The organism is Arsenicibacter rosenii, from assembly GCF_001870735.1.
Taxonomy (GTDB): Bacteria; Bacteroidota; Bacteroidia; order Cytophagales; family Spirosomataceae; genus Arsenicibacter; species Arsenicibacter rosenii.
Genome location: NZ_MORL01000007.1, coordinates 25,715 through 37,745, shown reverse-complemented (window position 1 = coordinate 37,745; position 12,031 = coordinate 25,715). Strand labels below are relative to the sequence as shown.

10 protein-coding genes are annotated in these 12,031 nt (G+C 52.0%); 1 reads left to right on the top strand and 9 read right to left on the bottom strand.

Annotated features, from left to right (window positions below):
- Window positions 1-2 precede the first annotated feature (2 nt).
- From BLX24_RS14655 to BLX24_RS14630, 6 genes are all read right to left on the bottom strand, one after another.
- Entirely contained in the window at window positions 3-527 is a 525-nt protein-coding gene (locus tag BLX24_RS14655; protein WP_071503912.1) for a phage tail protein, read from the bottom strand.
- 65 nt (window positions 528-592) lie between these two features.
- Window positions 593-1,213 (bottom strand): leucine-rich repeat domain-containing protein, encoded by a 621-nt coding sequence (locus tag BLX24_RS14650; protein ID WP_071503911.1) that lies wholly within the window; start codon window positions 1,211-1,213, stop codon window positions 593-595.
- A 317-nt stretch (window positions 1,214-1,530) separates the two neighbouring features.
- Entirely contained in the window at window positions 1,531-2,724 is a 1,194-nt protein-coding gene (locus tag BLX24_RS14645; RefSeq protein WP_071503910.1) for a glycoside hydrolase family 88 protein, read from the bottom strand.
- 97 nt (window positions 2,725-2,821) lie between these two features.
- Window positions 2,822-4,003, bottom strand: coding sequence for an alginate lyase family protein (locus tag BLX24_RS14640; protein WP_229201807.1), 1,182 nt, complete (start codon window positions 4,001-4,003; stop codon window positions 2,822-2,824).
- Window positions 4,004-4,132: 129 nt separating this feature from the next.
- The gene (locus BLX24_RS14635) at window positions 4,133-5,869 is read right to left on the bottom strand and encodes a DUF11 domain-containing protein (RefSeq protein WP_071503908.1); all 1,737 of its coding nucleotides are present in this window, start codon (window positions 5,867-5,869) and stop codon (window positions 4,133-4,135) included.
- A 295-nt stretch (window positions 5,870-6,164) separates the two neighbouring features.
- Window positions 6,165-6,659 (bottom strand): DUF4385 domain-containing protein, encoded by a 495-nt coding sequence (locus tag BLX24_RS14630; protein ID WP_071503907.1) that lies wholly within the window; start codon window positions 6,657-6,659, stop codon window positions 6,165-6,167.
- A gap of 114 nt (window positions 6,660-6,773) precedes the next feature.
- On the opposite strand from BLX24_RS14630, the gene BLX24_RS14625 reads away from it, so the two are divergent.
- On the top strand, window positions 6,774-8,960 hold the full coding sequence (locus BLX24_RS14625) for a S9 family peptidase (protein WP_177225844.1): 2,187 nt from the start codon (window positions 6,774-6,776) through the stop codon (window positions 8,958-8,960).
- Window positions 8,961-9,031: 71 nt separating this feature from the next.
- Here the strand turns inward: BLX24_RS14625 and BLX24_RS14620 are convergent, their stop codons facing one another.
- From BLX24_RS14620 to BLX24_RS14610, 3 genes are all read right to left on the bottom strand, one after another.
- On the bottom strand, window positions 9,032-9,364 hold the full coding sequence (locus BLX24_RS14620; protein ID WP_143092688.1) for a TonB-dependent receptor plug domain-containing protein: 333 nt from the start codon (window positions 9,362-9,364) through the stop codon (window positions 9,032-9,034).
- Window positions 9,365-9,567: 203 nt separating this feature from the next.
- The gene (locus BLX24_RS14615; protein ID WP_071503905.1) at window positions 9,568-11,112 is read right to left on the bottom strand and encodes an alpha-N-arabinofuranosidase; all 1,545 of its coding nucleotides are present in this window, start codon (window positions 11,110-11,112) and stop codon (window positions 9,568-9,570) included.
- A 92-nt stretch (window positions 11,113-11,204) separates the two neighbouring features.
- Window positions 11,205-11,987, bottom strand: a complete 783-nt coding sequence (locus BLX24_RS14610) for an SDR family NAD(P)-dependent oxidoreductase (protein ID WP_071503904.1) — start codon at window positions 11,985-11,987, stop codon at window positions 11,205-11,207.
- Window positions 11,988-12,031 lie beyond the last annotated feature (44 nt).

The following is a 12,031-nucleotide window of genomic DNA, read 5'->3' as shown; positions in this document are numbered from 1 at the left end:
TATCAAGGTCTTTGAGGCCAGATTCCCTGTATAGCAATACAAAAGTTCAGGGCAATATATGGCGGGATATTGCTGAATGGTGTTGCGCTGCCGGTCATCCCAACGCCCTGAGGCGACATTTGCACCAGCGTTCCCGATGTACGATACTCAGGGTCGAGGCCACCGGTGTTGGCAGGCAGCGCATCTTTCGGGCCGGCTACGTTACCGGCAGGGCCTTCCGCGTAGGCATTCAGCGCATGTGTGTGTGCCGGCAGGTTATTCACTACCAGCGTTGACGTTTCAGAGCCGCCTTTTTGCGCCCATACATAGTTTGACAAGCCGGGCCCCTGTCCCATGCCAATGGGCGTACGCCCCCGCAGATCAGGCAGGTTAAATACGGTCCTGCCGTCACCGCCATAGGTATTCCCTATCAGCGCAAACAATGGCTGATTTTGTGAAATACTCAGTTGCTGGCCATTACAGAGCCCCCAACCCTGAGGCGCATAGTTAAAGCCGAAAATGCAAATCTGGCCAATAAATGGTTCCATCGTCGTAAAATGTCAGGAGTTAAGGATGAGAAAAATATATAATCAGTTTTGTACTGATCCAGGCGTTACATACGCTGACACCGGATACCCAGACGCTGCTCTACCCGGATAATTTCACGGTCGGGCAGGCCGTCATTGGGCAGGCATACCAGCTTTTTAAGCTGTTTTGCGTGAGCAGAGGTAAGACCCTCCAGCGATGTCAGGGCATTATAGCACACATACAGTTCGCGCAGTCGGGTCAGACTCCGGAGAGGAGCTAAAGTCTGAAGCCTGTTGATGTGGGCGTACAGTAATTCCAGTTGGTTGAGCGATTCGATGCCTGCCAGACTGGTCAACAGATTATTATTAACAAAAAGGCTTTTCAGGTTGGTGAGTGTACTTAATTCGGGTACGCCCTCAAGACGATGATTCATCACAACCAGAGTCTCCAGATTCGTCAGGCCGGTTAATCCGCTGCAATCCGTTAACTCAAACGTCATGTTAGGATACGGGGCCCGGGGACCGGCAAAACGCAGGGCCGGCGACTGCCAGATTTTGCATAAATCCTCGTCGGCAGGCGATTCGTTATGATTAAAAACAACTTGTTGAAAAGCCGCTCTCCACAATGGTGTCAGATTGATCCACCAGGTATATCGCCTGGCAACTGTATCAGCATGGGGTGGGCATGAGGGTAGACTATTCATCATTTAGTTAACTTATGTTGTGGCTTGGTCTCAAAAATGAGATTTTTAATCATTAAATCAAAGAATTACTTCACATAATGACATATTTTTTTAAAAAAATATATTTATAGTATTTAATTTTCTTATTTATATATATAAATTCAATTTTTCCGGTTTACTTTTTTCATAATCAACAATATTTTATTTAATCATTCCGGACAAAAAGCTACGGAGGTAACTGCGTCATTTCCGGACGTTTTCATAAACGAAAACAGGCTGACTTTTCTTAAGTCAGCCTGTTTTCGTTTATGCTGTTTCTTTAGTTTTGCCTTCCTTCAACCTCATTTTATCTCTAGCTTCTGTTTCCTCAGCAACGCCTCCAGATAATAATAATCAGCATACGACAGCGGCACATCTACTTCACTGTTAGCCGGTTTAGAGCCCGTACTGTGCAGCAGAATGAACCCGTGGCTCCCTCCTGCCGGAGACACATAATGTTTGGCCAGATTGTCTAGTATCCGGTCGGCCTTTGAACGGTACCATGCTCCCTGTTTGCTAAACGTTGACAATTCGTACAACGCCGACGCCATTACTGTGGCCGCCGACACGTCGCGGGGCTCGTTCGGGATCTGCGGTGCATCAAAGTCCCAGTACGGAATCAGGTCGGCGGGTAACCGGGGATGCCGCAGCATGTAAGCAGCTATTTTATCCGCCTGCTCCAGAAACGCCTTGTCGCGGGTTTCGCGGTAACACATCGTATACCCATACAACGCCCAGGCCTGCCCGCGCGCCCACGCCGACTCGTGACTGTAACCCTGATGGGTATTTTTCTGAATTACCTTACCTGTCAGCGTATCATAATCCACGACATGATAACTGCTCATATCGGGCCGGAAATGGTTTTTCATTGTCGTCTGCGCGTGTTTCACCGCAATATCGGCAAAGGTTTTATCGCCCGTCAGCCGGGTGGCAGCAAAGAGCAGTTCCAGGTTCATCATGTTGTCGATGATAACGGGGCACTGCCAGACCTCCTTGTGGTGGTCCCACGACCGGATGATGCCGGCCGCCGGTTTATAGCGCTTAATGAGCGTCCGCGCCGACTGAATAATCACGTCACGGTACGCCGGATCGTTGGTGAGCCGGTAGCCGTTACCGAAGCTGCAATAAATTTTAAAACCCATGTCGTGGGTACCGGCATTCAGTTTTTCGTTTTCGATCTTTGCGGTATACGTCCGCGCCTGCTTCATCCATTCGGGATCGTGGGTATATTCGTAGAGGTACCACAGTTGGCCGGGGAAAAAGCCGCTGGTCCAGTCGCGGGCGGGAACGAGTTGCAGCGCCCCCGTCGGGTTAAGCGTACGCGGCGATACCGGTACCACCCTGGCGTTGGCCGGTGTGGCCGCCGGTATATCGGCCAGCATCACCCTGGCCTGTTTTCCGGCCAGGTCAAACTGGCTTTTAATCAACGCCTTTTGGCACAAGCCGTTCCCGCTGAGGCCCATCAGAGCGAGGAGGGTAAGTGTATACGTTTTCATGTGTGTTGGGTTATATCGTATTTATTTTCCCGCTTTACCCCCTGGTTCGGGAGAGGACCTGTTTCTGAAAGATCATTTGCGGGCTGCTGATTACCAATCATAACCAGATGACCGGGTTCCGAACGGGCAGGTTCCGAAGCACTTCCTCCACCTGAGGGGCGTGTTCCAGCTGCTGCCAGGTATTCAGCCAGGCCGGCTCCTGAAACTCCGCGGCTCCCAGCACCAGAAACGGATGCGCCACCGGCCAGTCGTTCCAGTACATAACATCCGGTTTCAAGGGCCATTTTGATTTGTCAGCCACAAACGGGTAGAGGTAGCCGATGCCCTTCCGGATCGACCGGCCATCGGCAGTCTGGTAGTGCCAGAGATTATCGGCAGGCGTCGACAGAATCTGACAAATCATGGTCATGGCGTCGAGGTTAAACAAGGCGTAACCATAGGGCTTGGTGCGGCGCATTTCCAACGGGAAACTGCCATCGGCTGCCATCTGATTGGGTAACAGAACGGTTTTGTACCGCTCCCGGCAAAAATCCATCAGCGCACTATTGCCGGTCAGCCGGGCAAACGATGCCACCTGCATCACCCAGCAGGTACCGTGGTTGTTTTTGGCCTCCATTTCGTCTTTGCTGTAAGAATGCGTCGTCAGCCAGTTCAGATAATCAGCAAACCACTGCCGGATAGCCGCCACCTGCCGTATATCGGCCGACTTTGCCTTTTCCATCACCAGTACCCCCTGCGCCACTTCTATCAGGTGAATGGTGTCAATAATGCCAATGCCGCGGCCGGTAAACCGCCCTTTGATTGCCTGGGCATATAGCAGGGACGGGTTCATCCGGGTGGCAGTATCCACAAACCAGGCATTCAGGTGGCGAAACGCCTGCCGTACATAGCGTTCATCGCCGGTCAGCTTCCAGGCCGATGCCAGTGCGCCCACAATCCGGCTGAAACGGATCATGGCCTGCCGGTGGGCCACAAAATTATCCGGATTGGTCAGACCGTCGCGCTGGATATAGGGGCCGTTCAGGTTTGTCGAGTCAGGCCACCAGTAATCGCCCTCCGAAAAAAAGTCATGTTTACCTCCCGCCGACCGCGAACTGGTTTGAGCGGTTACCGTAACAGGCTGCTGCTGCATTGCCCATGCGGCTTCGGTGAGTATATGTTGTTGCAGCGTTTGGGCGACGCTGCCGGGCTGCGCATATGTACGGCACAGGCAACCGATAATCATCAGCAAGGATGGCAACAGATCTCTACGGATAAACGGGCGATTGAGGGCAAACACGGTACGTTGGTTTTAAGGAGAAAAGAACAGTCTTCTGCTCTACATACTCATACGGGCATGACCAGCCGGCATAAAAAAAGCCTGGCAAGGTGCCAGGCTTTTTCAAACTACATATAGTATGGACGACTATTATCTCCTTCTTGTTTTCTTGATAATGAACGGTACACAAAGGTTTGCCGGACAGCATTCACCTGCAAATACAATGATCGGGCAGCAGCCTTCGGCCGGACAGGTTCCGACGGTTGTCAGGTAAGTATATGTACCTGGCTCTCTGATCGTATAGGTACGGCCCTCCGCTACCTTAACTCCGTTCCGGAACCACTGTACACTGGTGACACTCGACGGCGTTGATACCTCATATTCATCACCGGAACATATCGGAATCGGTACGGTTACACAAGCGGTAGCCAAATCATCTTCCAGATAAGAACCATTGTTCGGAATCGAATTCGGATCCCTCTGATCAACTCTGGTTATCTCAGCTTTATTAAAGAGTGGTCCGTAAGCCAGTACTCTTGCCTGCAGAATCAGCGATGTGGATGTGTTCGCCGACAGGCTGCTGACTTTCCACTGCGCAATGCCATTGACAACCGTAACATTCGGTGTTGCACTGACAAACTGCAAACCGGCGGGCAGCGTATCGGTCACCACCACATTTGTTGCGGTATTCGGTCCCTTGTTGGTCAGCGTCAGGGAGAAGCTTACAATGCTATTCAGCGTAACCGGTCCGGTAGACAGCGCCCTTTTAGCCAGTGCAAGGTCGGTTGTTACCGGCGGGCATAACTGTTGCGGACATAGCTCCAGGTTATCATAAACTGTACCCGTTGGCACCGTTATGAGCGAGAAGGTGCTTGCTCCGGTAATGGCTACTTTATTCATGATCGTAACCGGAATCGGATCCGATGATCTACGCCAATCGACCGTAAAACAAGGGGCCGTACTGCTGCCGATATAGTCAAACTGAATACACGAAACCGTTGTCCAGTCCGTTGAAACAGCCTTTGCAACAGTTGCACTCGCAGGCGGGCTGAACTTCACATTCAGCGAAAGAATTCCCGCAGTTCCTGACACCGCCGATCCATTCAAATCCTGCGGGGTATATCCGTTATTCGACGCCGGTGCGTTGCTTGAGTAATTTTCTTCCAGTACAATCTGCGGGTTTGTCAGCATCGCAGCACTGTAGTTAAACCGGAAGTTGGCATCGCCTAACAGGAACGTACTTGAGGTCGGCGATGTCGATTTCACCTGCACCCGCATGGTTACTTTCTTTGTCACACAGTCGAATGATTTCAGGTTGAGCCGTACGCCGTAACTGTCGCTACAGTATTGATTAGGACATACATTCTGATTGTTGAACGTAACCGGCCTGACATCACTGGTTGTATAAGAAAATGACGTTGCGTTGGCCACAATCACTTCATTCATACCCGTTGCCGGAAACGTAGTATCCCACCGCAGATCGAAACAGGTAACCAGTTGTCTCAGCGTAAACTCAATGCAGGCAACCGTCATGTATGAAGTTCCGACACGGGTTGGATTTGGTCGCCCGCCATAAATGTTGTTCAACACAACCCTCCCTGTTGTCGGGCCTTCAGTTGACCCGTTCAGGTTCTGACTACCGTAGGCACTCTGGTTGGCCGGTGCGTTTCCCGAAAAGTTTTCCTCCGAAACGATTCTGGGATTCGTTAAGATAGTCGACGGGTAGGTAAACCGGAAATTTCCATCTCCCATCAGAAACGTGGAGTTTGCATCCGTAGCTTTCACTTCTACCCGGATAACGGCTTTCATGGTGGCGCAATCCAGCGATTTTACAGAAAAGCGCACATCAAATTTACCATTCTGCGCAAAACCAGTATAACCTACCAAGGTTAGCAAACTAAGTAATAATAATCGTAAACTTGTTTTCATGGTCACAACATTAAATGCCTACGGTGTTCTTTTTCAGAATTTTCATACTTGATCTTTGGACGTACAACCCAACCGATTGGTATCAATTAAGCGACCATTTTTTCATTTATTAATATGCCTTTCACCAATGGTACAATTAGTTCACTCACTTATCACTTTCACATAATAAAACTGCCTTTTTTTCGCATTAATGAATTTTCTGGCATAATCAGCTTTCCAGCTTTGGTACAGTTGTTGCGAAATCAGGAAACGCTTATCCCAGCGTTTTCTGCCAATACTTCTTTTGTTGCCTGTACGCCTCGTCTTCCCTGACTTTCAGATACATACCATAAAAAATACGGGCACTTTCAGCCTTAACCGGATCTTCGTCACGCGGTAGCTGCTCCCGTCCATGTGCACCGCTCCGGCCTTTCTGATCATCCGGAACCGGTCCGTCGTATTTCTGCCCTGTCCGGTGGTTGGCATACCGGCGCGCACGTGTATAGCCCATCTGCAGAAACTTACGGGCCATATCCATACCGATGAAATCCCCGTTCTTTTTGTACTCCAGAAATAATCCGTAAATCGTTTCAGCCGATTTACGGGCGATATCCGGCGTCTTAAACCGCCAGTGGGGCAGAATTTCAGATTTATACGGCTCCACCAGCAACACCCCCTGCTCGCCCTTACCGACCCGGTACAGCTCAGGTTGTTTACGGAAATCGGTATGCTTAAAATCAAGACTATAGTCAAACGGCTCTTTTCCCATCTTTTTATTAGTAATCCGGTTACTCTTCTCTTAACCTGAGCGCAGCGCAACACGCACAAACTATTTATTTACTAACTTGTCCCCCTTATTCGTCTTAATCAGATCACTTCACCAATGCGCAAGCTGCTTTTAGTAGGTGCTTTACTAGTTGCCTACCTTTCGGGTTCGGCCCAGTCGGGGCAAGGAATCCGCTGGTCTGCCGACGGGAACGCGTATACACAGGTCCGTAATGCCGGCCTCGTGAAAGTCGACGTTGCTACGGGCCAGGAAACTCCGCTCATCACGCGTGACCAACTCAAAAAACCCGGCACTGATACGCCGCTTCAGATTGCCGGTTATTCTTTTTCGGCCGACGACAATACGGCGCTCATTTTCACCAACACCGCCCGCGTATGGCGCTACAACACCCGTGGTGACTATTGGGTCCTCGACCGTAAATCAGGACAACTGCGCCAGCTGGGCCAGGGAAAACCGGCTCAGTCCCTGATGTTTGCCAAACTTTCACCGGATGGCACCAAAGTCGCCTATGTGAGTGAACATAATATCTTTGTGGAAGATGTGGTGTCCGGCCAGATTACGCCGCTGACCACCGATGGTACCCGTAAACGCATCAACGGGACGTTTGACTGGGCCTACGAAGAAGAATTTGACTGCCGCGACGGTTTCCGGTGGAGCCCCGACAGCAAGCAGATTGCCTACTGGCAGGTCGACGCCAGCGGCATCCGCGATTACCTGATGCTGAACACCACCGACTCGATTTATTCGTATACCATTCCGGTGGAATACCCGAAAGTCGGCGAGAGCCCGTCTCCGGCCAAAATCGGCGTCGTGAGCGTAACCGGCGGCCCCACCAGCTGGATTCAGCTGCCCGGCGATCCGCAGCAGCATTACATCACCCGTATGGAGTGGTTCCCGGCCGTCAATGACATCATTCTGGAACAACTCGACCGCAAACAGCAGGTCAGTAAGGTGTTTGTCTGCCAGCCCGCCACCAACTCGGTAAAGGCCGTATACGGCGATCTCGACAAAGCCTGGCTAGACGGTAAGCACCGCTGGGGTACCGGCGATCCGTCGGGCTGGGAATGGCTCGAAGGGGGTAAAAGTTTCCTGTGGGTGTCGGAAAAAGACAACTGGCGCCACCTCTACAAAGTGACGCTGACCCGCGACGGCATGAAGGAAGTGCTGCTGACACCCGGTCAATACGAAATCGGGACCATCAGCCACATCGACGAAGCGACCAACTACGTGTATTTCATCGCCTCGCCCGACAGCCCGATTCAGCGTTATCTGTACCGCGTGAAGATGGACGGCAAGGGTAAACTCGAAAAGGTAACCCCGGCCGGCCTGAACGGAACTCACGGCTACAATATTTCGCCGAACGGCAAGTGGGCCATCCATACCTTTACCAGCCATACCGTACCGAATGCACGGGAATGGGTAAAGCTTCCTGAACACAAAGCAATCAAGGAAACCGAAAGTCTGGCGGCAACGATGAAACCGGTAGCCAACCGCAACATCCAGTTCTTTAAACTGACAACCGACGACGGGGTAACGCTCGACGGCTGGATGGTAAAACCAGTACCGTTCGACAGCACGAAAAAATACCCGGTTGTTTTTCACGTATACGGCGAACCGGCTGGCTCAACGGTCAACGATGTGTATTCGACCGGTTTCAACAATCTCTTCAACGGGGATATGGCTAAATCGGGGTATGTGTATGTGGCGCTCGACAACCGGGGCACACCAAACCTGAAAGGCACGACCTGGCGCAAGTCGATTTACCGGCAGATCGGCCGCCTCAACATCCGCGATCAGGCGATGGGCGCCAGGAAACTGTTTCAGCAACATGCCTGGATCGATACAAGCCGTGTGGCCGTCTGGGGCTGGAGTGGCGGCGGCTCAACGACCCTGCACCTGCTGTTCCAGTATCCGGATATTTACAAAACCGGTATCTCGATTGCCGCCGTTGGCAACCAGCTGTTTTACGACAACATTTATCAGGAGCGCTACATGGGCATTCCGCAGGAAAACCGCGAAGATTTCGTCCTGGGCTCCCCGATCACGTATGCCAAAAACCTGCGCGGCAACCTGCTGTATATTCACGGCACCGGCGACGATAACGTGCATTATTCCAATGCCGAAGTACTAATCAATGAGCTGATTAAACACAACAAGCAGTTCCAGGTGATGCCATACCCGAACCGCTCGCACAGCATTTCGGAAGGGCCTGGCACCAACCTGCATTTACGGACGCTGTATACCAACTACCTGTTGCAGCACTGCCCTCCGGGTGCCCGTTAATCGGGGTGTTATATCATAAAAAAAGGGGCTGGCCATTGTCAGTCCCTTTTTTATATCGGATCATAGCTGTTTTATTTTCCCGGATCTTTTTTGACGACAGCCGTTTTTTTCAGCGTTACAAATACGACCCCGTTTGCAGCTTCAGGACCATAGGCAAGCACCAGGGCTGGTTCGTTTTTACGGACATCGACACGCTCGATCGTATTCGGATCAATCGCCTTGTTCTTCTTTACCTCATCCATCGTCATCACCTTACCATCGACTACCATCAGATACGCTGGCATCGGCGCAGACTGTACACTGGCTCCAGCCACAGGCTCCGGTGTAGTTTTAGTGTTATTCGGGCTACACCCGGCCAGTGCCCCTATTAGGGTCACGGCTAAAAGAGCGTGTACGTTTTTCATACGGTGATTGGTTAACTATGTGTGATCGGTATGCCTGTAAAGATAAATAGATTCGCGAATAAGATCTTTATCAATATTGCACCAAACCCGGTTCCCGTATCAAAATCGAGTAAAACGGGCTGAAGCCCTGCCTGCCTGACTATAGGTCAGGCAGGGCCAGTGCTCCGACTTTGCAATGGAACGGAATGCCATTCCGTTCTACATTAATTCAGTTCCAGAACCGCTACTGAGGCGGCAGGCAGCGTTACGGTCAGCTGATCGCCCTTGAGGGTTGCGCCGGTAAACGGAGCCGGTTTAATTTTAGCCGGATTCTCAAACGTGTTATGATCCCGGACATCGCCCGACGCCAGGATACGGCCGGTAACGCCCGTCGCCTTCACCGATCCCAGCGACAGTGTGATCTGCTGCGGCTGCTTCGGATCAATGTTGGTCAGCGAAATATGGACACGGCCGTTTTTGTCCTTTGAGGCCGAGGCCGAAATGGCCGGCAGTTTAATATCGCCCAGCACATAGTCGTTGGTTTTCACCTCAACCGGCAACATCAGCGCGTCCTGATGCACGTTATACATCTCCAGTACATGATACGTCGGCGTCAGAATCATCTTTTCTTCGTTGGTCAGAATCACCGACTGAAGTACGTTGATTGCCTGGGCGAGGTTGGCCATTTTCACCCGCTCACAATGCTTGTGGAAAATATTGAGCGTTGCCCCGGCCAGTACGGCGTCGCGCATGGTGTTCTGCTGATACAGAAACCCGGGATTGGTGTTGGGCTCGACGTTGTACCAGCCGCCCCATTCATCAACCACCATCGCCACTTTTTTCTGCGGATCATACTTGTCCATGATCGCAATGTGTTTGGTCAGGTAATCGTCCATCAGCAGGGCCTGCTTCATGATTTTGGCATATTCTTCGTCGGAATACTGCGTGGCGGAGCCTTTTTTACCATCATCCCAGGTCAGTACCGAGTAGTGGTGGAGTGCAATCCCTTCCATCAGACTCGTCGGGATATCGCGCATCATCACCTCGGTCCAGTGGTAATCGTTTGAACTGGCCCCCGACGCCACCCGGAACAGCTTCCGCGTTGGCGAGTAGTTGTACATAAACGTAGCATACTGGCGGTAGATGTTAGCGTAGTACTCCGGCTTCATATTACCGCCGCACCCCCAGGCTTCGTTCCCTACACCCCAGATCTGCACATCCCACGGTTTTTCGCGGCCGTTTTGCCGGCGCAGGTTCGACATCGGACTCTCCTTTCCGAAGTTGACATACTGCACCCAGTCGGCAAGCTCCTGCACGGTACCGCTGCCCACGTTTCCGGCCAGATACGGCTCGGTACCAATGAGTTCGCACATATTCAGGAAGTCGTGCGTCCCGAAGCTATTGTTCTCCGTAACCCCGCCCCACCACGCATTCACAATCGACGGACGCTTTTCTTTCGGGCCAATGCCGTCTTTCCAGTGATATGTATCGGCAAAACAACCACCCGGCCAGCGCAGGTTAGGAATTTTGAGCTTCTTCAACGCATCGACCACATCATTCCGCACACCGGCCGTGTTAGGAATCCGCGTATTGTTCTCTCCGACGTAAAAACCGCCGTAGATACAGCGGCCCAGGTGCTCGGCGAAATGGCCGTAAATGTGCCGGTTTATGGTGTGCTTCGCCTCTTCGGCCTTGAGCGTCACCTGATTCTGGGCGATGCTCAGACCACTGCTCAGCGCCAGCCCCAGGAGTAAAAGTGTTTTTTTCATGGTAACATGTATTTATCTGACAACCACTGAGTTTATATAAGTTTTGCACGGAGTTATTCATGCCGGATAGTGTGTAACTCCGTGGTTAAGTTTTAAAAACCAATCGAATTACCTCCATCTACCGGCAGCGAGGCGCCGGTGATGTACCGGGCGGCTTCTGAGGCCAGAAACACAGCCGCGTAGCCAATGTCGGCAGGCTTACCAAACTTCGCCATCGGTGTCCGGCGCATGGCCCGGTCACGGCGGTCAGGATCGCTGTTGAACGCTGTACGGCTCATGGCCGTTTCGATAAAGCCCGGCGCAATGGCGTTTACCCGCACATTTTTACCCGACCACTCCGACGCCAGAATTTTAACCATTCCCTCGACCGCCGATTTCGACGCACCATAGGCCGCCACCCGGTCGATCCCGTAATAGGCCGCCATCGAGGAAATCATGATGATCGACCCGCTCTGCCGTTCCACCATCCGGCGGGCACAGGTACGGGTCAGGGCAAAAACCGCGTTCAGGTTGGTTTGAATAATGCGGTTGAAGTCGTCGTCTGAGACCTCCAGGGCGGGCTTTTTCATGTTGATACCGGCATTGTTAACCAGAATATGGATCGGTCCGTGGGTAGCTTCAATGGTTTCAACCAGCGCCTCCAGTCCGCCAAGGTCGGTTACGTCGTTGGTCAGGTAAAAGGCATGTTCGCCGGTCTGATTCAGTTCGGCAACGGCTTCCTGTAGCGGCGGTTCGCGCCGGCCGGTGATGACTACGCGCGCGCCGGCCTGCACCATGCAATGGGCAATGGCCAGGCCGATGCCGGTGCCGCCACCGGTAATTAGTGCCAGTTTACCGGTGAGTGAAAACGGGGTGTCTATTGTTATGTCTTCCATGTTGTTTTAGTTTTGGGCGACCATGTAATATTTCAGCAACCACG

What these genes read in the sequence shown, in the direction of transcription:
- BLX24_RS14655 (WP_071503912.1), bottom strand. Translation starts at nt 527, where the DNA reads ATGGAACCATTTATTGGCCAGATTTGCATTTTCGGCTTTAACTATGCG.
- BLX24_RS14650 (WP_071503911.1), bottom strand. Translation starts at nt 1,213, where the DNA reads ATGATGAATAGTCTACCCTCATGCCCACCCCATGCTGATACAGTTGCC.
- BLX24_RS14645 (WP_071503910.1), bottom strand. Translation starts at nt 2,724, where the DNA reads ATGAAAACGTATACACTTACCCTCCTCGCTCTGATGGGCCTCAGCGGG.
- BLX24_RS14630 (WP_071503907.1), bottom strand. Translation starts at nt 6,659, where the DNA reads ATGGGAAAAGAGCCGTTTGACTATAGTCTTGATTTTAAGCATACCGAT.
- BLX24_RS14625 (WP_177225844.1), top strand. Translation starts at nt 6,774, where the DNA reads ATGCGCAAGCTGCTTTTAGTAGGTGCTTTACTAGTTGCCTACCTTTCG.
- BLX24_RS14620 (WP_143092688.1), bottom strand. Translation starts at nt 9,364, where the DNA reads ATGAAAAACGTACACGCTCTTTTAGCCGTGACCCTAATAGGGGCACTG.
- BLX24_RS14615 (WP_071503905.1), bottom strand. Translation starts at nt 11,112, where the DNA reads ATGAAAAAAACACTTTTACTCCTGGGGCTGGCGCTGAGCAGTGGTCTG.
- BLX24_RS14610 (WP_071503904.1), bottom strand. Translation starts at nt 11,987, where the DNA reads ATGGAAGACATAACAATAGACACCCCGTTTTCACTCACCGGTAAACTG.